This window comes from Georgenia sp. Z1344, assembly GCF_057652375.1.
This window is the reverse complement of sequence record NZ_CM172728.1, coordinates 281,248-302,366: the sequence shown is the minus strand read 5'-3', so window position 1 is coordinate 302,366 and position 21,119 is coordinate 281,248. Positions and strand designations below refer to the sequence as shown.

General features: G+C 67.5%; 15 protein-coding genes and 3 rRNA genes. 15 read left to right on the top strand and 3 right to left on the bottom strand.

Annotated features, from left to right (window positions below; translation table 11 throughout):
* Window positions 1–150: 150 nt before the first annotated feature.
* Together AC24FB_RS01355 and AC24FB_RS01350 are read right to left on the bottom strand one after the other, a co-directional pair.
* Window positions 151–1,029: an RES family NAD+ phosphorylase gene (locus AC24FB_RS01355; RefSeq protein ID WP_425713176.1), complete on the bottom strand. Its 879-nt coding sequence runs from the start codon at window positions 1,027–1,029 to the stop codon at window positions 151–153.
* Between the two features lie 286 nt (window positions 1,030–1,315).
* On the bottom strand, window positions 1,316–2,629 hold the full coding sequence (locus AC24FB_RS01350; RefSeq protein WP_425713177.1) for an arginine deiminase: 1,314 nt from the start codon (window positions 2,627–2,629) through the stop codon (window positions 1,316–1,318).
* 98 nt (window positions 2,630–2,727) lie between these two features.
* Here AC24FB_RS01350 and AC24FB_RS01345 point away from each other — a divergent pair, with 98 nt between their 5' ends.
* The 12 genes from AC24FB_RS01345 to rrf all read left to right on the top strand — a co-directional run bounded on the left by AC24FB_RS01345 (window position 2,728) and on the right by rrf (window position 17,446).
* A complete protein-coding gene (locus tag AC24FB_RS01345) occupies window positions 2,728–3,252 on the top strand; it encodes a DnaJ family domain-containing protein (protein WP_425713178.1) in 525 nt (174 codons plus the stop codon).
* 77 nt (window positions 3,253–3,329) lie between these two features.
* Window positions 3,330–3,710 carry a hypothetical protein gene (locus AC24FB_RS01340; protein ID WP_425713179.1) on the top strand — a complete coding sequence of 127 codons (381 nt, stop codon included), beginning with the start codon at window positions 3,330–3,332 and terminating at the stop codon, window positions 3,708–3,710.
* Complete coding sequence (locus tag AC24FB_RS01335; protein WP_425713180.1) at window positions 3,707–4,087, top strand: hypothetical protein; 381 nt, start codon at window positions 3,707–3,709, stop codon at window positions 4,085–4,087. Before AC24FB_RS01340 ends, AC24FB_RS01335 begins: the two co-directional genes overlap by 4 nt.
* A 584-nt stretch (window positions 4,088–4,671) precedes the next feature.
* Entirely contained in the window at window positions 4,672–6,141 is a 1,470-nt protein-coding gene (argH, locus tag AC24FB_RS01330) for an argininosuccinate lyase (RefSeq protein ID WP_425713181.1), read from the top strand.
* 53 nt (window positions 6,142–6,194) lie between these two features.
* A complete protein-coding gene (locus tag AC24FB_RS01325; protein ID WP_487560676.1) occupies window positions 6,195–6,767 on the top strand; it encodes a DNA-3-methyladenine glycosylase in 573 nt (190 codons plus the stop codon).
* A 127-nt stretch (window positions 6,768–6,894) separates the two neighbouring features.
* Window positions 6,895–7,551: a hypothetical protein gene (locus AC24FB_RS01320; RefSeq protein WP_425713182.1), complete on the top strand. Its 657-nt coding sequence runs from the start codon at window positions 6,895–6,897 to the stop codon at window positions 7,549–7,551.
* Window positions 7,552–7,731: 180 nt separating this feature from the next.
* Complete coding sequence (locus AC24FB_RS01315) at window positions 7,732–8,583, top strand: siderophore-interacting protein (RefSeq protein ID WP_425713183.1); 852 nt, start codon at window positions 7,732–7,734, stop codon at window positions 8,581–8,583.
* Entirely contained in the window at window positions 8,570–9,931 is a 1,362-nt protein-coding gene (locus tag AC24FB_RS01310) for an MFS transporter (RefSeq protein ID WP_425713184.1), read from the top strand. The genes AC24FB_RS01315 and AC24FB_RS01310 overlap by 14 nt, the downstream gene beginning before the upstream one ends.
* 208 nt (window positions 9,932–10,139) lie before the next feature.
* Window positions 10,140–11,408: a tyrosine--tRNA ligase gene (gene tyrS / locus AC24FB_RS01305; RefSeq protein WP_425713185.1), complete on the top strand. Its 1,269-nt coding sequence runs from the start codon at window positions 10,140–10,142 to the stop codon at window positions 11,406–11,408.
* 720 nt (window positions 11,409–12,128) lie between these two features.
* Window positions 12,129–13,649: ribosomal RNA gene (locus AC24FB_RS01300) — 16S ribosomal RNA — on the top strand.
* 404 nt (window positions 13,650–14,053) lie between these two features.
* A 23S ribosomal RNA gene (locus AC24FB_RS01295) occupies window positions 14,054–17,154 on the top strand.
* A 175-nt stretch (window positions 17,155–17,329) separates the two neighbouring features.
* Window positions 17,330–17,446 (top strand): 5S ribosomal RNA (rrf, locus tag AC24FB_RS01290).
* The 16S, 23S and 5S rRNA genes sit together here, the layout of an rRNA operon.
* Window positions 17,447–17,906: 460 nt before the next feature.
* Here rrf and AC24FB_RS01285 read toward each other — a convergent pair.
* Complete coding sequence (locus tag AC24FB_RS01285; RefSeq protein ID WP_425715762.1) at window positions 17,907–18,653, bottom strand: hypothetical protein; 747 nt, start codon at window positions 18,651–18,653, stop codon at window positions 17,907–17,909.
* Between the two features lie 72 nt (window positions 18,654–18,725).
* Between AC24FB_RS01285 and AC24FB_RS01280 the strand changes: the two genes are divergently transcribed.
* From AC24FB_RS01280 to AC24FB_RS01270, 3 genes are read left to right on the top strand one after another with little or no spacing between them, the layout of a single operon-like run.
* Window positions 18,726–19,835, top strand: coding sequence for a hypothetical protein (locus AC24FB_RS01280; protein ID WP_425715761.1), 1,110 nt, complete (start codon window positions 18,726–18,728; stop codon window positions 19,833–19,835).
* Window positions 19,832–20,956: an HAD-IIA family hydrolase gene (locus AC24FB_RS01275; protein ID WP_425715760.1), complete on the top strand. Its 1,125-nt coding sequence runs from the start codon at window positions 19,832–19,834 to the stop codon at window positions 20,954–20,956. The genes AC24FB_RS01280 and AC24FB_RS01275 overlap by 4 nt, the downstream gene beginning before the upstream one ends.
* 10 nt (window positions 20,957–20,966) lie before the next feature.
* A complete protein-coding gene (locus AC24FB_RS01270; protein WP_425715759.1) occupies window positions 20,967–21,119 on the top strand; it encodes a hypothetical protein in 153 nt (50 codons plus the stop codon).

The window sequence follows — 21,119 nt, the reverse complement described above, 5'->3', positions numbered from 1 at the left end:
GGTGGAAGGCCAGTAGATGCGGACAAGGCACCCGGGAGCGGAAGCAAAGTTCTTTACGCAGAGGGCGGCAACGACTGGTCAGTTTCCTTGAGTTCGCGGTTCGGGTGTCGCGACTCCCTCGTGTGGATTCTCGCGTAAGCGCGCGTCTGGCTAATCGAACACCCAATCAATGAGCGACTCCAATACTGCAGATGCTTCGCGCACGGCCGACTCGATGGGTAGCCAATGTTTCACTTGCATGTCGGCAATAGGCACGCGCTTAGCGTGCAAGTAAGTCACCGGGGCCGCGTACCTAATTGAAATCTCAGGGCTCATGTCGCCTTGAGTTCCGGAAATGCCGCCAAAGACGGTTGTGGGTGTAAGTGTCGCTTGCGCGAAGACCGGAGTGAATGCCGCATTTCGCGCGTTAGGTATGAGAGTTGAATTGTAAACCCAGCCTGCCTGTTGAAGTTCGAGGCTGAATAATGCTTCGAGAAGGTCTGCGGTGATTGCGTAGACGCCTGGCCCGAATCGGTCCTCTCGGATGGACATGACATCGTTTAAGAATGCGCTTACCTCTCGTTCGAACATCTGATATGTTCTCGGCAGTTCGGGGTCGTGGTTCGACACTCCGACTCGCTTCAACTCAACCGTGTTTGATATTTCGTACCGGATCAACAGGAACGGGTCGCCCTCGGCGACTCTTGCTTCTGCAAACGATCCGCTCGGCGACCCCATTGTCGTGTAAAGTAGCGGCTCTCCATGCCGGTTCATGCGTCCGGCGGCGGCGAACTTGCGCGGTGGCATCCATAGATCATTCGCGCTGAGTGAATCTCGGATATCTTGCAACTCCATTCGCCTGACTCGCCAGAATGTCGTTCCTGGCTCGAACTCGTCCCAACTAAATGGGTAGAGTGCGGTCCCGCCAAACCTTACAACCTCTGAAATCCGCGCAAGCGGATTGTCGAAATCGTCGGGAATGTTGAGTTCCCAGAACTCGCGCACTCGCTTTCGGAACTTGCTCTTATTGAACTTCTTGTAGTAGAACATTTTGGCGGAGTTGGCACCTGCGCGATCTGCGGGTGGTTCTATGCGCCGCCTGACTTTCAAGGGTTCTCCTCGTGTCTGCTGATACGGTTTGCGCGGGTGTGCTGTCTGGTGCGGCAGCATTGCAAGGACAATTGCGGTGGAACTGTGGTGAATCGTTTATTGAGTTCAATTCATGCGATGATCTAGTTTGATCTTAAGGGATTCGATTCCGACGTGCGTTATGATCGGTTATTGTGGCCTTAAACCGTTCGGCTCTCGTTATCTGCAAATGTTGCGCTGGTGTTGCTCAACTGGTGCGCGCGGCATGTGGTACGGCCCGCACCACCGGACAGCTCATGCACCTCGGTCCACCGCGCCCGCGCCCGAGCTCACCGCCTGGCACCTCGATCACCTCGATGCCGTTGGCCCGCAGATGCTCGTTCGACGCGGGCGCCCGGTCGTAGGTGACGACCACGCCGGGGGAGAGTGCCAGCGCGTTGCAGCCGTCGTCCCACTGCTCGCGGGCCGCCGTCGTCGCGTAGAGGTCCGGGGTGAGGAACCGCAGGTCACGCCCCACCACGTCCGCGAGCGTCGCGCGCATCCGCTCCGGCGCATGGTCGGTCACGCGGACGCCACCCGCCCCATCTGAGGTGAGGGTGAAGCTCGGCAGATCGCCGAGCCCGCCGTAGAGCAGGAACGTGCGCTCGTCGACCATCGTCATCGCCGTGTCGAGGTGCATGAGCTCGCGCGCGCTCGGCATCGACAGTGCGAGCACCCGGTCCGCCGACCCGGCCGCGAACAGCCGGGCGGCCAGGTGCTCCACGCCCTGCGGCGTCGTGCGCTCGCTCATCCCGACCACGACGGCTCCGTCGCCGACGACCAGCACGTCACCGCCCTCGACGTTCGCCGCCCCCTCCGCCGGGCCGGCCGCCCAGCGCTGGAAGGCGCCGCGCTCGGGCGGCGTCGTCGTCGTGCCCGGATCCGACCCGTTCGCACGGAGCGGCGCGAACCTCGGGTGCCACCGGTAGATCGCCTCGTAGTGCACCGACTCGCGCACCCGCGCCGCGTACCGCATCGAGTTGACGGCCACGCCGTCGTAGACCCAGCACGACGCGTCGCGCGTGAACAGGTGGTTGGGCAGCGGCCCGAGGATGAGCGCCTCCGGCCCGCGCACGTGCAGCGGGAGCGTGTCCACTCCGCCCAGGCGCTCGGCCACCTCGCGGCCCGTGAGACCGGCGACGAGGATGCCGGCGAGCTCGGCGTCGTCGAGCGTGGACGCGTGCTCCCGGAGAGCCGACGAGAGGGCAGGACCGAGGTGCTCACGGGTGAACGTCGCGTCGAGGACGTGCGCGCGGGCCTCGGGCACGGCGAGGGTGGCCGTGAGCAGGTCGGGCAACTGGTGCACGACGACGCCGGCGGAGGTGAGGACGTCGACGAACGCGTCGTGCTCGTCGCGGGCGCGCGAGACCCACAGCAGGTCGTCCCACAGGAGCTCGTCCATCGTCGCCGGCGTCAGGCGCTCGAGCTCCGCGCCCGGGCGGTGGACGATGACCTCCCTCAGCGGGGCGACCTCGGAGCCGATGTACGGCACGGGTGGGGCGGCTGGCACGGTGCTGTCCATGGCAGGGGAGTCTGCCGCATCGGTGGCCGCGCGGTCGGGCCTCGGGTCCGTCGAATTGCTGATGACCCGGCGCGCAGGGTCCGGCGACACTGGGATGCATGACGCAGCGCAAGCCGCCCGAGATGCCGACGGGCAGCTGGGTGGACCAGCTGATCCGCGAGGCGCAGGAGCGCGGCGAGTTCGACAACCTGCCCGGGACCGGCAAGCCGCTGCCGGACATCGACCAGACCGACGAGGACTGGTGGATCCGCCGCAAGCTCCGCGACGAGAACCTCCCCTCCGACGCCCTTCTCCCGCCCGTGCTCGTCCTGCGCAAGGAGCTCGCCGAGCTGCCGCGGGCCGTGCGCACCCTGCCCACCGAGGAGGCCGTGCGCGAGCGCGTCGCCGAGCTCAACCACCGCGTGGCCGAGTGGATCCGCATGCCGAGCGGGCCGGTGCTGCCGGTCGGGCGGGCCGACGTCGAGGAGATCGTCCGGGGATGGCGGGACGCGCGTCAGGGGCGCTCGGGTGAAGGCAGTGCTGACGGTGCGGCGGTGCACGGGGAGCCGGTGCCCGACGACGACAAGCCGGAGGCCCGAGAGGGGTCAGGGGTTCGTCGTCGGAGGTGGTGGAAGCGCCGGTGACCCGGGAGCGGTGACGGGCGGAGAACTCCCCGCCCCGAGGCAGATGTGGGCCGGGGGAGCGCCGCTACCGTCGGGCCATGAGCATCTCGGACTGGGGCCAGCGGCGTGACCTGCGCGAGCTGTTCGACCGCGTGTACCGGCTCGAGACCAGCGTGAGCGACCTCAGCGTGGAGGTGGACCGGCTCACCCGCACGCTCGAGAAGCTGACCCCGCTGCTGCCGCCCGAGGACCCGAAGGAGCGGGAGGGCGGGCCGATCCAGGTGACCTTCGCGCCGAAGTCGAAGGGCGTGCTCGACCCGTCCGTGTCGCCCGAGGACGCCCGGCTCGTCCAGCTCGTCCAGATGGGGTGGCTCGACGACGCCGCCGTGCACCACCGTCGGACGCACGGCTCCACCGAGGTCGAGGCGCGGGAGTTCGTCGAGACGCTGGCGCGGGAGCTCGCCGGGGGAGAGGGATGAGCGAGAGCACCTCGGGCCGTCCCCGGAAGTTCGTCCCTGGCGGTGCCCCGGTTCCCGATCGCGCGGACCTGCCGTCGATGTACGTGGTGGAGCCGCGTCCGCCCATGCCGTCGGCGGGCCTCGTGATGGTCGGGTTCGTCCTGTTCATCCCCGCCGTAGTGCTGATCGCCCTCGGGCTGGGCGCTGAAGCCGCTCTCGACGAACGCATCGCCGGGCTCCATCCGATGACCGTGTTCGGCCTCGGCACGGCAGTCGTGGGCTGGGCCGTCATCGGGGTCGGGGCCGTGCGCGCTGCACGCAACATCGACACGACGGCCGAGCTCGCCTACCGTCGCGCGGTTGCGGAAGCAACAGGCGAGCGCACCGCCGAGCAGTGACAGGCCTGGGCCTGTTGACGCTCGCAGGCGCGGCGGTCTCGCCCGGGCCGTGAGGGTGATGGTGTGCCCAAGTCAGGGGCGCTATCGTCCGACGTCATCGAGGAGGTCGACGTGGAACAGATCCTCCTGCTGAGCCTGCTGGTTCGGTATGAAAGACACGACTCGGATGCGGCCTCGACAGAGCGGACCATGGAGGTGCGTGATGGTGGGTAACGGCTATTCCTCTGCTCGCGAGGCACAGGCAGTGACCCGCCAGCGGGCGGTGATCGAGAGCCTTCGCGAGGACAGCGATCGGCGGGCTGCCCTGGAGCGCCTGGAGCCACGGAGCGTGCAGGCACGCCGCCGGGAGAACGTCATACAGGCCTATCGGCGCTCGCAGGCGGGGCGGTCGCGCTAGTTCGCTGAATCGCGCGATCACGGGGGGCGCGGGCCACTGCCTCTCCACCCCCTTGCTCTCAGTTCCGGCGAAACTGATAGCGAGGATGCCGCTTGGTATCACTTTCGACCGATGACGGGCCGGGCGCGGGTTCCGCAGCGGTGATCCGTTGCGCGGAGGCGTCGGCGACGGTGGGACGATGGTCCCCATGACCGATGCCTCTCAGTCGTCCACCGAGCAGCCCGAGTCCGCCGAGCTCCGCCTGTGGGGCGGCCGCTTCTCCGTGGCGCCCGCCGACGCGCTGACCGAGCTCTCGCGCTCCACGCACTTCGACTGGCGGCTCGCCCGGCACGACATCGCGGGCTCCCGCGCCCACGCCCGGGCGCTCGCCGCCGCGGACCTGCTCACGGCCGACGAGCTCACCGGGATGCTGGCTGCCCTCGACCGGCTCGAGGCCGACGTCGTCTCCGGCGACTTCGCCCCCCATCCCGACGACGAGGACGTCCACACCGCCCTCGAGCGCGGCCTCATCGAGCGGGCCGGCAGCGAGCTCGGCGGCCGCCTGCGGGCGGGCCGTTCGCGCAACGACCAGATCGCCACGCTCGTGCGCCGGTACCTGCGCGAGGAGGCGCGCCACATCGGCTCGCTGCTGCTCGACGTCGTCGATGCGCTGGTCGACCAGGCCGCCGCCCACCCGGACGCGATCATGCCCGGCCGCACGCACATGCAGCACGCCCAGCCGATCCTCCTCGCGCACCACCTGCTCGCCCACGCGTGGCCGATCATGCGCGACGTCGAGCGGCTCCTCGACTGGGACGTCCGTGCCGCCCTGTCCCCGTACGGTGCCGGGGCGCTCGCCGGCAACACGCTCGGCCTCGACCCGCACGCCGTCGCCGTCGAGCTCGGGTTCATGGGTGCCGAGGAGAACTCACTCGACGCCACCTCCGCACGTGACGTCGTCGCCGAGTTCGCCTGGATCACCGCGATGGTCGGCGTCGACCTGTCCCGGATCTCCGAGGAGATCATCGTGTGGGCCACCAAGGAGTTCGGCTTCGTCACCCTCGACGACTCCTACTCCACGGGGTCGAGCATCATGCCGCAGAAGAAGAACCCCGACGTCGCCGAGCTCACCCGCGGCAAGGCCGGCCGCCTCATCGGCGACCTCACGGCGCTGCTCGTCACGCTCAAGGGACTGCCGCTGGCCTACGACCGGGACCTGCAGGAGGACAAGGAGCCGGTGTTCGACGCCGTCGACACCCTCTCGGTGCTGCTGCCCGCCGTCGCCGGCCAGATCGCCACCCTGACCTTCCACACCGACCGGATGGCCGAGCTCGCGCCCCAGGGCTTCTCGCTCGCCACGGACATCGCCGAGTGGCTCGTCCGGCAGCGCGTCCCGTTCCGTGAGGCCCACGAGATCGCGGGCGGGTGCGTGCGCGTGGCCGAGTCGCAGGACAAGGAGCTGTGGGACCTCACGGACGCCGAGCTCGCCTCGGTCTCGGAGCACCTCACGCCGGAGGTGCGCGAGGTGCTGTCCGCCGAGGGGTCCGTCGCCGCCCGCGACGGCCACGGCGGCACCGCCCCCGCCCGTGTGCTCGAGCAGCTGGCCCGCGCGGGCGAGCTGAGCCACCAGCTGCGCAGCGCCCTGGTGGGGGAGTCCGCCGACGAGGAGGACGCCTGAGCGAGCCCACGCTCGACACGGTTCGCGCGTTCCTTGCCCGGCCCGCGACGGAGGTGGCGCCGGAGCTGCTGGGGAGCGTCGTCGTCGTGCGCTCGGACGAGGGGGAGGTGGCCGTCCGGCTGACCGAGGTCGAGGCCTACCTCGGGCCGGACGACCCCGGTTCCCACGCCCGCTCCGGCATCCCGACGGCGCGCACCGCCCCGATGTTCGGCCCCGCCGGACACGTGTACGTCTACTTCACGTACGGCATGCACACGTGCCTCAACCTCGTCTGCGGCGAGGACGGCCGCGCCACGGGTGCGCTGCTGCGCGGGGGAGAGGTGGTGCGGGGCCACGACCTCGCACGCGCCCGACGCCGCGGGGCCAGGACCGATGCCGGCCTCGCCCGCGGACCGGGGAACCTCGGACAGGCCCTCGGCCTCAGCCTCGAGGACTCGGGAGCGCCGCTTCAGCCGTCGGGGCGACTATGGCTCGAGCTCGCCGACGTGCGTGCGGAGTACCGGACCGGCCCGCGCGTGGGCGTCTCGGGCGAGGGCGGCGACGGCGAGAAATACCCCTGGCGATTCTGGGTCCCCGGCGGCGTGGGCGTCTCCGCGTACCGCCCCGGCAAGCCGCGCTCCCGCTGACCGGAGCGCCCATCGCCGACGTGTCGAGAGTGCGGTTCAGGGCGCCTGCCGCCCATCGTGCGTCCGGGGACGGCCGGTACGAGCAGCGCTCGACGTACGGTGGATCCGTGACGCACGGGAGGCAGAAGTGACGAGCTCACCGAGCGGGCGACAGCGGAGCTCCGGCACGGACGGAGCGACCGAGCCGACCTTCCCTCCCGGCGCGTCGACGGCGGAACGGAACGCCCTTCGCCTCGACCACATCGCCACGAAGGGGTGGCTGGAGATCCCGCGTGGCCGGGACCGCGCGTACATCGTTCGCATCGTGGGGTGCGTGCTCCTCGGGCTGCTCGGCCTCGTCGTCCTGCTGATGGGAGCAGAAGGCACCGTCGCGATGTCCGCACTGGTGTTCGTCGTCGTGTTCGGCGTGGTGTTCCCCGTCGTCCACGCCCGCAGGTTGCGGCACAACTATCTCCTCGAGCTCACGCCGGAGGATTTCACCCTCTTCCGGTGGGTCGACGGCGACAAGCAGGACTTGCACCGGGTCCCCTGGCGCAACGTCGTGCTGGTGACCACGGTCCGGTTCGGCAAGCAGCTGGAGTCTCCGAGCTACCCGTCGGTCATCGCGTGTCCGGCGTTCGGGATCGGCCGACGTCCGGTGGTCCGCACGGCCCTGACGCGCGAGATCCGTGGCGAGCGGGTGACGATCGACCAGCCGCTGGCGATCGACCGGGGGGAGCTGGTGGAGCTCCTCCGGGCGGCGAACGAGCGGTTCGGCCTGCAGACCGAGAGCTCGGCGGACTGACCCCGCACGCGCTGCGCGAGAGCTCGGCGGACTGACCCCGCACGCGCTGCGCGAGAGCTCGGCGGACTGACCCCGCACGCGCTGCGCGAGAGCCGCCCATCGGCAACGAGCACAAGGACGGACTTGCCCCAACCTGCATCCTTCGAGTTAGGTAAGGCTCGCCTCACTCAAGGAGACCTCATGAACCAGCGGTACCCCGTGCTCCAGCGCACGGCCCTCTCGGCGGTCGGCGCCGTCTACTCGCGCACGATGTCGATCTCGCCCTCGCGCGACTTCTACCCGGAGTTCCCCGCCACGGTCACGGAGGTTGTCGACCTCACGCCGTCCTTCCGGCGCGTGCGGATCGCGGCGCCGGAGCTCGCGACCGTCGAGCGCCTGGGCCCGGACGAGTACATCGGCGTCTACATGCCGCCCGTCGGCAAGCCCCTGCGGCTGCCCGCCCCGGCGCTCATGCCGCGCGGCCCGCTGGGCAAGATCCCCGAGGCCGAGCGCCCCGAGCTGCGCTGGTACACGATCCGCGCGCAGGAGCCCGGCTCGGGAACGATCGACGTCGACGTCGTCGCCACCGGCCACGACGGCCCCGGCTCACGCTGGATCGAGCGCGTCGCCGCCGGTGACGAGGTGGGCGTGCGCGTGCAGACCGCGCCCTACGGCAGCGCACCAGCGGCCGGCCACCACGTCCTCCTCGCGGACGAGACCGCCCTGCCCGCCATGCTCGCCATCCTCGACGCGCACCGCGACGACCCCGACCGCCGCTTCACCGCGATCCTCGAGGTGCCCTCGATGGATCTCGTGACCGACGAGGTCGACGCCGACGAGATCACCATCGTCGTCCGTGGCGACGACGCCCCCGGCACCGCCCTGCTCGCCGCCCTTCCGGGCGCCGACCTCGACGGCGCCGACTACGGCTGGGTGTGTGCCGAGGCCGCAGCGGCCGCCGGCGGGCGCCGGCACCTCGTCAAGGAGCGCGGCATGGACCGCCGCTCGATCATGTTCACGGGCTACTGGAAGGTCGGCCGTGCGCGCCTCTGACCCCGTGACCTCCGACCCCGTGACCTCCGACCCCGTGACCTCCGCCCCCGGAGCGACCAGCACGTCAGGCACCGGCACCGTCCACGACCTCCGCGTCCCGCGGTACCCGCTCCTGCTCGCCCTGTACGTCTCCCAGTACCTCGGGATCGGCTTCCTCTTCTACGGGACAGCCTCGATCCTGCGGGAGATGGGCGCCTCGCTCGACTCCCTCGCCGTACTCACCTCGCTCGGCATGCTGTGGGCGATCAAGTTCCTCTGGGCGCCGCTCATCGACCGCATCGGGCCCACGTGGAGCGGCGGCCACTACCGCACGTGGCTCCTCGTCCTGCAGCCCGCGTGCGCGGCGGTGCTCGCGGCGATGTCCTTCCTCACCGACATCGGCGAGCAGTACTCCCTCTTCGTCGCGCTCACGGCCATCTACGTGCTCGCCAGCGCCACCCAGGACATCGCCGTCGACGCGCTCGCCGTCCGCCTCGTCCGCCCCGGCGAGCGCGAGGTCGTCAACGGCATCCAGGTCTCCGGCAGCTTCGTCGGCAACATCCTCGGCGGCGGTCTCACCGCCCTGCTCTACGAGGTGGCCGGCTGGCAGGTCGCCCTCCTCACCCTCGCGGCGTGCACGCTGCTGCCGACCCTCGCCGTCGTGCGACTGCGCGAGCCCGTGCACCCGCGCCCCGACCGCCCGGTGCCGTTCTCGGCCACCTGGACCCTCCTGCGCCAGCCCGGCGCGAAGCTCTGGGTCCTCGCCGCCGTCCCCGTCACCTGGGGCGGGCTCACCGCCGCGTACGGCCTGCTCAACCCCGCACTCATCGACGCCGGCTGGTCCGTCGGGCGCGTCGCCGCCGTGCTGACGATGTTCGGCGGGATCGTCGCCGGCCTCGTCAGCATGGGCATCGGCCCCCTCCTGCGCCGGATGGGGCGGCAGCGGAGTCTCGTCGTCGTCGGGGGACTGACCGCCATCGGCCTCGCCGGGTTCCTTCCCGTGGCCTACGGGTGGGCGCCGCTGCCGTACGTCGTCGCCGTCGTCGCGGTGTTCTTCGCGGCCTACGCCGTGGGCTCGACGATCATCTGGACGATCAACATGGACTACGCCCGCGCGGAGTCGCCCGGCACCGACTTCACCGCCGTCAGCTCGTTCGCCATGCTCGTCTCCTTCGCGGGCGGGGCGCTCGCGCTCATGCTCGCCGAGACCTTCGGCTACGGCCCGGTCCTGCTCGTCTCCGGCGCCGCCCACGTGGCCGGCCTCGTCCTGCTCGCCCACCACCAGCGGCGCTTCCGCACCGAGCACCTCAACTCCGACGCCGGGCTCGTCGACCATTCCCGCCCGACGCCGACTCCCGCACCCGCGTAGGCACCTCACCTCCCGGGGCGCCCGCCCCGGGAGGCGCCCGCGCCATCGCCGGACACCCCGACCCGAGGTGGGTGACCTGCGGGGCGAGGCTCCGGCGTCGGGCAGGGACCGGGCCCGTCCGCGCGCGGGTGGCACGATGGACCACGGCCGCCGACCCCGGCGCCCGCGCCGCCCAGGCGCACCGCACAGACATGAAGGAGTCCGCGTCGTGACCGACGTCCTCGACGAGCTGCAGTGGCGGGGCCTCATCGCCCAGCACACCGACTTAGGCGCGCTGCGCGCGGCCCTCGACGACGGACCGGTCTCCTACTACTGCGGCTTCGACCCGACGGCGGCGTCCCTCCACCACGGCCACCTCGTCCAGCTCCTGCTCCTGCGCCACCTGCAGAACGCCGGGCACCACCCGATCGCGCTCGTCGGCGGCGCGACGGGCATGATCGGCGACCCCCGGATGAGCGGCGAGCGCAAGCTCAACACCGCCGAGACGGTGGCCGAGTGGACCGAGCGGCTGCGCGAGCAGGTCTCCCGCTTCCTCTCGTTCGAGGGGGACAACGCTGCGACCGTCGTCAACAACATGGAGTGGACCGCGGGGCTGACGGCGATCGAGCTCCTGCGCGACGTCGGCCAGCACTTCCGCATGTCCGCCATGCTCGCGAAGGACACCGTCGCCACGCGCCTGGCCTCGAGCGAGGGGCTGAGCTACACCGAGTTCAGCTACCAGCTCCTCCAGGGCATGGACTTCCTCGAGCTCTACCGCCGCCACGGCGTCACGCTGCAGACCGGCGGCAACGACCAGTGGGGCAACCTCGTCTCCGGCCTCGACCTCATCCGCAAGGTCGAGGGCGCCCCGGTCCACGTCCTCACGACGCCGCTCATCACCAAGGCCGACGGCACGAAGTTCGGCAAGACCGAGGGCGGCGCCGTGTGGCTGGCCCCGGACATGATGAGCCCGTACGCCTTCTACCAGTTCTGGCTCAACACCGCCGACGACGACGTGGTCCGCTTCCTCAAGATCTTCACCTTCCGCACGCGTGAGGAGATCGAGGCGCTCGAGGCCGAGGTGGCGGAGCGGCCCTTCGCGCGCGTCGGCCAGAAGGTGCTCGCCGAGGACGTCACCACGCTCGTCCACGGGCCCGAGGCGACGGCGCGGGCGCAGGCGGCCTCGGCCGCCGTGTTCGGCAAGGGCGACCTGCGCGAGCTCGACGCCGACACCCTGCGCGACGCCACCGCCGAGCTGCCCCGCGCGCGGGGCGAGGTGGGGGAGTCCAGCGTGGTCGACCTGCTCGTCGCCACCGGCCTGGAGGCCGGACGCGGGGCCGCGCGGCGCACCATCGCCTCCGGTGGCGCATCGATCAACGCCCACAAGATCGACGACGACGAACGGCTCCTCACCGCCGACGACCTCCTGGCCGGCGGCGTGGTGGTGCTGCGCAAGGGCAAGAAGTCGATGGCGATCGTGGAGACCCAGCGGGACTGATCCGGCTTCCTCCGACAGGGCCCCGTCCGAACCGGCTGTGGTCGGGCGGGGTCCCTTGTCGCACCTGGCCGGAGGGGTCCCAGGCCACACGTCATACGGCCCGTCGCGGCGCAACCAGCGACGCGCCGTGAGCCCCGTGCGGCCGCTCACCGGCCGGTGCGGCAGGTCACCTCCAAAGGGCCCGATCTGGCTTGACCGCCGCGATCCGGCGCGCGTAATGTTTCTTCTCGCCGCACGGACCGGGCACCGGATCGAACGGGGCAACAGCCTCCAGATCCGCCGGGCCAAGGCGGACATCCAGAAGGAAAGTCGGCACAGCTGACTCCCGGAGGATGGACCGGAAGTAAGTCGGGTCACAAACCGCGAAAGTGGTCAACGGCCGGATGAACTTGTGGTTAAGATAGTCAAGTTGCCCTGATGCGGCTGGCTTGGGACTGAGTGTTCTGGGTTGGTGTGTTGTGGGTGGGTTGTTTGAGAACTCAACAGTGCGTGATTGTTTTTGATGCCATGTATGTGGGGGCGTCATCGTGTCTGGTCTGCCGATCGGTGGGCCGGGTGGGTGGTGTTCTCATGTTTTTGTTTGTTTTTGGCTCTGCTGGCCCTTGTTTTCCTTGGGGTTGGTGGGGTTGGTTGGGATCGCCTGGCCCTGTGGGGTTGGGTTGGTCTTCGTATGGATAGTCGCCCGTGTCTGGCCTGTGTGGTTGGCGTGGGTGCGATACTTTTACGGAGAGTTTGATCCTGGCTCAGGACGAACGCTGGCGGCGTGCTTAACACATGCAAGTCGAACGGTGAAGCTCAGCTTGCTGGGTGGATCAGTGGCGAACGGGTGAGTAACACGTGAGCAACCTGCCCTTCACTTCGGGATAACCTCGGGAAATCGGGGCTAATACCGGATATGACTCCTGCTCGCATGGGTGGGGGTGGAAAGATTTATCGGTGAGGGATGGGCTCGCGGCCTATCAGCTTGTTGGTGGGGTAATGGCCTACCAAGGCGTCGACGGGTAGCCGGCCTGAGAGGGTGACCGGCCACACTGGGACTGAGACACGGCCCAGACTCCTACGGGAGGCAGCAGTGGGGAATATTGCACAATGGGCGAAAGCCTGATGCAGCGACGCCGCGTGAGGGATGACGGCCTTCGGGTTGTAAACCTCTTTCAGCAGGGAAGAAGCGAAAGTGACGGTACCTGCAGAAGAAGCGCCGGCTAACTACGTGCCAGCAGCCGCGGTAATACGTAGGGCGCAAGCGTTGTCCGGAATTATTGGGCGTAAAGAGCTCGTAGGCGGTTTGTCGCGTCTGCTGTGAAAACGCGGGGCTCAACCCCGCGCCTGCAGTGGGTACGGGCAGACTAGAGTGTGGTAGGGGAGACTGGAATTCCTGGTGTAGCGGTAAAATGCGCAGATATCAGGAGGAACACCGGTGGCGAAGGCGGGTCTCTGGGCCATTACTGACGCTGAGGAGCGAAAGCATGGGTAGCGAACAGGATTAGATACCCTGGTAGTCCATGCCGTAAACGTTGGGCACTAGGTGTGGGGCCTGTTTCCACGGGGTCCGCGCCGTAGCTAACGCACTAAGTGCCCCGCCTGGGGAGTACGGTCGCAAGGCTAAAACTCAAAGGAATTGACGGGGGCCCGCACAAGCGGCGGAGCATGCTGATTAATTCGATGCAACGCGAAGAACCTTACCAAGGCTTGACATATACCGGAAACATCTAGAGATAGGTGCCCCGTAAGGCTGGTATACAGGTGGTGCATGGTTGTCGTCAGCTCGTGTCGTGAGATGTTGGGTTAAGTCCCGCAACGAGCGCAACCCTTGTCCTGTGTTGCCAGCACGTAGTGGTGGGGACTCATGGGAGACTGCCGGGGTCAACTCGGAGGAAGGTGGGGATGACGTCAAATCATCATGCCCCTTATGTCTTGGGCTTCAAGCATGCTACAATGGCCGGTACAAAGGGCTGCGATACCGCGAGGTGGAGCGAATCCCAGAAAGCCGGTCTCAGTTCGGATTGGGGTCTGCAACTCGACCCCATGAAGTCGGAGTCGCTAGTAATCGCAGATCAGCAACGCTGCGGTGAATACGTTCCCGGGCCTTGTACACACCGCCCGTCACGTCACGAAAGTCGGTAACACCCGAAGCCGGTGGCCCAACCCTTGTGGAGGGAGCTGTCGAAGGTGGGACTGGCGATTGGGACGAAGTCGTAACAAGGTAGCCGTACCGGAAGGTGCGGCTGGATCACCTCCTTTCTAAGGAGCATCTGGCACCCACAAACCCCAGTTCGCCGGCCTCCCTTCGCGGGGAGCTGCCTGGTGGAGGGGGTTGTCTGGTTGGCCGAGTGTGCCGGCCGGGTCCGCTCAACAGCTGTTGGGGGTGTGGGTGGTGCTCATGGGTGGAACATCTTTGATGGTCACGCGCTGTTGGGTCCTGAGACCATCCACCCCGTTTGCGGGTCGCCTGCCCTTGTGGCGGGGGGACCGTGGGGTTGGTTGTTTCTGGTGCTCTGCTCACCGAACTGTCACCTTGTTGGTGGTGGGGGTGTGGGTGTGGGTGGGTTGTTTGAGAACTGTACAGTGGACGCGAGCATCTTTGTATGTTTTGTTGAGTGTTGTGTTCCTTAACTAGCTGCCGCATGTTGGTTGTGTGGTGGTGGTTGGAAGTTTTTAAGAGCATTCGGTGGATGCCTTGGCACCAGGAGCCGATGAAGGACGTTGTAGCCTGCGATAAGCCGCGGGGAGCTGGCAAACGAGCTGTGATCCGTGGATGTCCGAATGGGGGAACCCGGCCACCGTCATGGGTGGTCACGCGCGCCTGAATGTATAGGGCGTGTGAGGGAACGCGGGGAAGTGAAACATCTCAGTACCCGCAGGAAGAGATATTCCGTGAGTAGTGGCGAGCGAAAGCGGATGAGGCTAAACCGTGCGTGCGTGATAGCCGGCAGGCGTTGTGCGTGCGGGGTTGTGGGGCATGTCCGTTCCTTCCTGCCGGAAGGAGCACTGTGCAGTGTCGTGGGAGCTGAAAGGTCTGGGAAGGCCTGGCGTAGAGGGTGAGACCCCTGTAGGCGTACCGTGGCGTGTGTGGTGTGGGTGTGTTCCCGAGTAGCACCGGGCCCGTGAAATCCGGTGTGAATCTGGCAAGACCACTTGCTAAGCCTAAATACTACCTGGTGACCGATAGCGGACTAGTACCGTGAGGGAAAGGTGAAAAGTACCCCGGGAGGGGAGTGAAATAGTACCTGAAACCGGATGCTTACAATCCGTCGGAGCCTCCATCGTTGGGGTGACGGCGTGCCTTTTGAAGAATGAGCCTGCGAGTTAGTGGCGTGTGGCGAGGTTAACCCGTGTGGGGAAGCCGTAGCGAAAGCGAGTCCGAACAGGGCGATTGAGTCGCGCGTTCTAGACCCGAAGCGAAGTGATCTACCCATGGGCAGGTTGAAGCACGTGTAAGAGCGTGTGGAGGACCGAACCCACTTAGGTTGAAAACTGAGGGGATGACCTGTGGGTAGGGGTGAAAGGCCAATCAAACTTCGTGATAGCTGGTTCTCCCCGAAATGCATTTAGGTGCAGCGTTGCGTGCTTCTTGCCGGAGGTAGAGCTACTGGATGGCCGATGGGCCCTACAAGGTTACTGACGTCAGCCAAACTCCGAATGCCGGTAAGTGTGAGCGTGGCAGTGAGACTGCGGGGGATAAGCTTCGTAGTCGAGAGGGAAACAGCCCAGATCATCGGCTAAGGCCCCTAAGCGTGTGCTAAGTGGGAAAGGATGTGGAGTTGCAGTGACAACCAGGAGGTTGGCTTAGAAGCAGCCATCCTTGAAAGAGTGCGTAATAGCTCACTGGTCAAGTGATTCCGCGCCGACAATGTAGCGGGGCTCAAGCACACCGCCGAAGCCGTGGCACCACAGCATGTCCCTAGCCTTGGTTCAGGGGTTGTGGTGGGTAGGGGAGCGTCGCGTGGGAGGTGAAGCTGCGGGGTGACCCAGTGGTGGATCCTACGCGAGTGAGAATGCAGGCATGAGTAGCGAATGACGGGTGAGAACCCCGTCCGCCGAATGACCAAGGGTTCCAGGGCCAGGTTAATCCGCCCTGGGTTAGTCGGGACCTAAGGCGAGGCCGACAGGCGTAGTCGATGGACAACGGGTTGATATTCCCGTGACCGGCGAAGGACCGCCCATACCGAGTCCGGTGATGCTAACCACCCAAACCACCGTCATTGCCCTTCGGGGCGAGATGGTGGGGCGCGTGGGACCCGATCCGGTAGTAGGTAAGCGTATTAACAGGGGTGACGCAGGAAGGTAGCCGCGCGATCCTAATGGCTTGGATCGTTCAAGGGTGCAGGGCGAGACACAGGTAAATCCGTGTCTCATATAGCCTCAGGCCGGATGATGACACCGTATGGTGGAAAGTGGTGATCCTCTGCTGCCAAGAAAAGCCTCGACGCGAGGGACTAGCCGCCCGTACCCTAAACCGACTCAGGTGGTCAGGTAGAGAATACTAAGGCGATCGAGATAATCATGGTTAAGGAACTCGGCAAAATGCCCCCGTAACTTCGGGAGAAGGGGGGCCCTATGGGTGATCACCACTTGCGGGTGTGAGCCTGGCGGGCCGCAGAGACCAGGGAGAAGCGACTGTTTACTAAAAACACAGGTCCGTGCGAAGTCGCAAGACGATGTATACGGACTGACGCCTGCCCGGTGCTGGAAGGTTAAGAGGACGGGTCAACCCTCACGGGTGAAGCTCAGAATTTAAGCCCCAGTAAACGGCGGTGGTAACTATAACCATCCTAAGGTAGCGAAATTCCTTGTCGGGTAAGTTCCGACCTGCACGAATGGCGTAACGACTTCTCCGCTGTCTCGACCATGAACTCGGCGAAATTGCATTACGAGTAAAGATGCTCGTTACGCGCAGCAGGACGGAAAGACCCCGGGACCTTTACTATAGCTTGGTATTGGTGTTGGTTACGGCTTGTGTAGGATAGGTGGGAGACTGTGAAGCATGCACGCCAGTGTGTGTGGAGTCATCGTTGAAATACCACTCTGGTCGTTACTAGCGTCTAACCTCGGTCCGTGATCCGGATCAGGGACATTGCCTGGTGGGTAGTTTAACTGGGGCGGTTGCCTCCTAAAGAGTAACGGAGGCGCTCAAAGGTTCCCTCAGCCTGGTTGGCAATCAGGTGTTGAGTGCAAGTGCACAAGGGAGCTTGACTGCGAGACAGACATGTCGAGCAGGGACGAAAGTCGGAACTAGTGACCCGGCGGTGGCTTGTGGAAGCGCCGTCGCTCAACGGATAAAAGGTACCCCGGGGATAACAGGCTGATCTTGCCCAAGAGTCCATATCGACGGCATGGTTTGGCACCTCGATGTCGGCTCGTCGCATCCTGGGGCTGGAGTAGGTCCCAAGGGTTGGGCTGTTCGCCCATTAAAGCGGTACGCGAGCTGGGTTTAGAACGTCGTGAGACAGTTCGGTCCCTATCCGCTGCGCGCGCAGGAAACTTGAGAAGGGCTGTCCCTAGTACGAGAGGACCGGGACGGACGAACCTCTGGTGTGCCAGTTGTTCCGCCAGGAGCATGGCTGGTTGGCTACGTTCGGGAGGGATAACCGCTGAAAGCATCTAAGCGGGAAGCCTGCTTCAAGATGAGGTTTCCACCACCTTTGGGTGGGAAGGCCCCCTATAGACCATGGGGTTGATAGGCCGGATGTGGAAGCGGCGAAAGTCGTGAAGCTGACCGGTACTAATTGGCCGACAACTTCCAACACCACACCCCACACGTACTCTGTGTGTGGTGACTGGTTGAGAAGCGAGCACAACACATCAACAATTGCGCGTCCACTGTACGGTTCTGGAACCACCCACCCCCAGACACCAGCACACCCCTTGCGGGTTGGCTGCGTGTGTGTGGGTTGATAACTGGATGATTGGTTCCGCCAGGTTACGGCGGCAATAGCGAGGGGGAAACGCCCGGTCCCATTCCGAACCCGGAAGCTAAGCCCCTCAGCGCCGATGGTACTTCACGGGAGACCGTGCGGGAGAGTAGGACACCGCCGTACACACCATTACCGAAAGGCCCCCACCACCAGGTGGGGGCCTTTCGCGTTTCTCCGTACTTTTGTGTCGGTCACACGGAGTGCTTCGTGGTCCAACGTTGACGTCGATCAGGACGAGAGCGTCTGTGCGGGCCGAATGTGGAGCCAGCGTCACCGTCGGTCGTCCTTCTGTGCGCGTGCCGCCTCCCGTAGTGTTCGGGGTTCGCGGGCAGACGAGATCCGGCGTCGAGCGCTCCACCCGAGAGTGCCGGCCGTGTCTGGTGAAGCAGGACCGCGTCAGCTTCGACAGGAGAACAGAGTGAGCGAGACCCCAGACGACAACGACCGCCGACCCGATCGGTCGAACGGTTCGCAGCGCGGACGGAACGACGACCAGCGTCGTCAGTCGAGCTCACGTGGCGGTGCACAGCGGGGTGGCCGCCGGTGGGAGGACCGTCCCCCTCGTCATGACGGTGACCAGCGCTCATTCGGCAATCGTGATGACCGTGGTCCTCGCCGTGATGGTGACCGTCCGCAGGGTGGCGGTCGTCGGTGGGAGGATCGCCCGCCTCGCCGTGACGGCGAGCGTTCCTACGGGGATCGCAACGACCGTGGTCCTCGCCGGGACGGAGACCGCCCCGAGGGTGGCGGTCGTCGGTGGGAGGATCGCCCGCCTCGTCGCGATGGCGAGCGTTCCTACGGGGATCGCAACGACCGTGGTCCTCGCCGGGACGGTGACCGACCGCAGGGTGGCGGCCGCCGCTGGGAGGAGCGCCCGCCCCGTCGCGATGGTGATCGTTCCTACGGCAATCGTGATGATCGCGGTGACCGGGGTCCCCGTCGTGACGGTGACCGACCGCAGGGTGGCGGCCGCCGCTGGGAGGAGCGCCCGCCCCGTCGCGATGGTGATCGTTCCTACGGCGACCGGAATGACCGTGGTGACCGCGGTCCCCGTCGAGACGGTGACCGCCCCCAGGGTGGCGGCCGTCGATGGGAGGACCGTCCCCCGCGTCGCGATGGCGAGCGTTCCTACGGGGATCGCAATGACCGGGGTCCTCGTCGTGACGGTGACCGACCGCAGGGTGGCGGCCGCCGCTGGGACGACCGACCGCCCCGGCGTGACGGCGAGCGTTCCTACGGCGACCGAGGTGACCGGGGACCCCGTCGCGATGGCGAGCGCTCCTTCGACCGCGGGCGGCGCGACGACCGGAACGACCGCCAGGTCGGCCACGGTCGCCCGGGTCAGGAGCGTCGTGCGGCCGGCCCGCAGGCGCCGGACATCCCCGAGGACATCACCGCGCAGATGCTCGACCGCGACGCGCGCCGCGAGCTCCTCACGCTCTCGAAGACCAACGGGGACACGGTTGCGCGCCACCTCGTGATGGCGGGCGTCCTGCTCGACGACGACCCCGAGCGCGCTTACGAGCACGCCCAGGCTGCCGGCCGAGGTGCGGGCCGCGTGGCCACGGCTCGCGAGGCCGTCGCCATCACCGCGTATGCCACCGGCCGGTTCGCGGAGGCCCTCAAGGAGCTGCGCGCCGTACGCCGCCTGGCCGGCCGGGACGACCACCGCGTGATGGAGGCCGACTGCGAGCGCGGCCTCGGCCGGCCCGAGCGGGCACTGAGTGTCATCGCGGAGACCGACACGACCGTGCTCTCGGACGCTGAGAAGGCCGAGCTAGCGATCGTCGCCTCGGGGGCGCGCGCGGACCTCGGCGAGAACGAGGCAGGACTCCTCATCCTGCGCACCGTCCAGCTGGACGCGATCAAGGACCCGGCGATCAGGTCCCGTCTGGACTCCGTGATCGCCGACCGCCTTGACGAGGTCGGGCGCTCCGACGAGGCCACCGAGCTCCGAGGCCGCATCACCGTGCCCACGGACGACGCCAGCGACTCCTTCGATGTCATCGACCTCCAGCCCGAGGACATCGACGACGAGCCGCCGGCGCGCCCGGCGGCGCCGCAGGAGACCGTCGAGCCCGATGCCGAGGGTGACTCGACTGCCGCGGACGAGGACTCGACCGAGGAGTCGTCGTCCACGCCTACGGGCGACGAGGACACCGGTGGACCGGAGCTCGAGTCCGAGGAGTCCGCTGAGGCCGATTCGGAGCCGGTTCCCGAGGCCGAGGCTGGGCGCCTGGGTGAGCCCGAGGCCGATTCGGAGCCGGTTGCCGAGCCTGAGGCGGACGTCGAGTCGGTGCCTACGTCCGAGGAGAACGCTGAGGACGAGCCGGTCTCTGAGGTCAACGCAGAGGCCGACCATGTGCCCGTAGTTGAGGCCGAGCACGACGCTGAGGCCGAGCCTGAGGCGGAGCAGGGGATGCTCGACCTCGGGTTCGACCTGGGCGGCGACGGACCGCAGGACGAACGCCCCGCGGACGAGGAGCGGGGTTCAGGCACGATGGACCGGTGACTCTTCGCGGATCCGACCAGCCCCTGCACCTCGCGCACGACGTCGCGCTCATCGACCTCGACGGCGTCTGCTACCGGGGCGACGACCCCGTGGAGCACGCCGCGGAGTCGCTCACCGCGGCGCGCGAAGGCGGGCTGGCCGCCCGCTTCGTCACCAACAACGCCTCGCGCGAGCCGGGCACGGTGGCGGATCACCTCACCGAGCTCGGCATCGCGACCGAGCCGGACGAGGTCGTCACCGCCGCCCAGGCCGGCGCGGCCCTGCTCGCGGAGCGCTTCCCGGAGGGCTCGCCGATCCTCGTGGTCGGCGGCGCCGGGCTGCGCACCGCGGTCGCCGAGCGCGGCATGCGGATCGTGGAGGCGGCCGACGACGAGCCGGTCGCCGTCATCCAGGGCTGGGACCCGAACCTGTCCTGGGGCCCGCTCGCCGAGGCCTGCTACGCGATCGAGCGGGGCGCGGCCCACATCGCCACCAACCTCGACTTCAGCATCCCCAAGCCCGGTGGGATCGCCCCCGGCAACGGCGCGTTCGTCGACGTCGTCGCGCGCGTGTCCGGCTCGCAGCCGATCTCCACGGGCAAGCCGGAGCCCGAGATCTTCGAGACGGCCGCCCGCCGCGCCGGCGGCACCGCGCCGATCATCCTCGGCGACCGGCTCGACACCGACATCCGCGGCGCCGTGTCCGCGGGCATGGCGTCGCTGCACGTGCTCACCGGGGTCGACGACGCGCGCAACGTCGTCCTCGCCGACCCGATCGAGCGACCCACCTACCTCGCGATCGACCTGCGCGACCTCCTCGTGGCGCACCCCGAGGTCACGGGGTCGACCGCAGGCGGATCGGATGGCGCTGACACGGCCGGCACCGACTCGGCCACCGCCGCCTCGACCGTCTGGACGGCCGGCAGCGCCCACGCGCACGTCGCCGACGGCGTCCTCCACCTCGACGACGGGACCGGCACCGCCACCCCGCTCGGCACGCCCGCAGGCAGCGCGCCCCCCGCGCCGGTCACCGTCAGCCTCGACGGCTACCGCGCCCTCGCGGCCGCCGCCTGGGCCTCCGCCGACGCGGGCGCGCCGCTGGATCCACAGGTGGTCCCCGAGCTGGTGGTCGAGCGGCGATAACCTGGCCCGGATGAGCGAGCAGCCCCGGCCCACCCCCGCGTCCGTCCGCGGCGACGACCGCCTGCCCGCGGACCTCGCCGAGCGGGACCTCGACGCCCAGGCGGACGCCCTCGAGGCCCTGCACGGCACGCTCCAGGCCCGACTGGCCCAGGACGGCGGCTGA

Bases quoted from the DNA above. Each gene is read 5' to 3' on its own strand.
- AC24FB_RS01355 (WP_425713176.1), bottom strand. From the start codon at position 1,029: ATGTTCTACTACAAGAAGTTCAATAAGAGCAAGTTCCGAAAGCGAGTG.
- AC24FB_RS01350 (WP_425713177.1), bottom strand. From the start codon at position 2,629: ATGGACAGCACCGTGCCAGCCGCCCCACCCGTGCCGTACATCGGCTCC.
- AC24FB_RS01345 (WP_425713178.1), top strand. From the start codon at position 2,728: ATGACGCAGCGCAAGCCGCCCGAGATGCCGACGGGCAGCTGGGTGGAC.
- AC24FB_RS01340 (WP_425713179.1), top strand. From the start codon at position 3,330: ATGAGCATCTCGGACTGGGGCCAGCGGCGTGACCTGCGCGAGCTGTTC.
- AC24FB_RS01335 (WP_425713180.1), top strand. From the start codon at position 3,707: ATGAGCGAGAGCACCTCGGGCCGTCCCCGGAAGTTCGTCCCTGGCGGT.
- argH (WP_425713181.1), top strand. From the start codon at position 4,672: ATGACCGATGCCTCTCAGTCGTCCACCGAGCAGCCCGAGTCCGCCGAG.
- AC24FB_RS01315 (WP_425713183.1), top strand. From the start codon at position 7,732: ATGAACCAGCGGTACCCCGTGCTCCAGCGCACGGCCCTCTCGGCGGTC.
- AC24FB_RS01280 (WP_425715761.1), top strand. From the start codon at position 18,726: ATGCTCGACCGCGACGCGCGCCGCGAGCTCCTCACGCTCTCGAAGACC.
- AC24FB_RS01270 (WP_425715759.1), top strand. From the start codon at position 20,967: ATGAGCGAGCAGCCCCGGCCCACCCCCGCGTCCGTCCGCGGCGACGAC.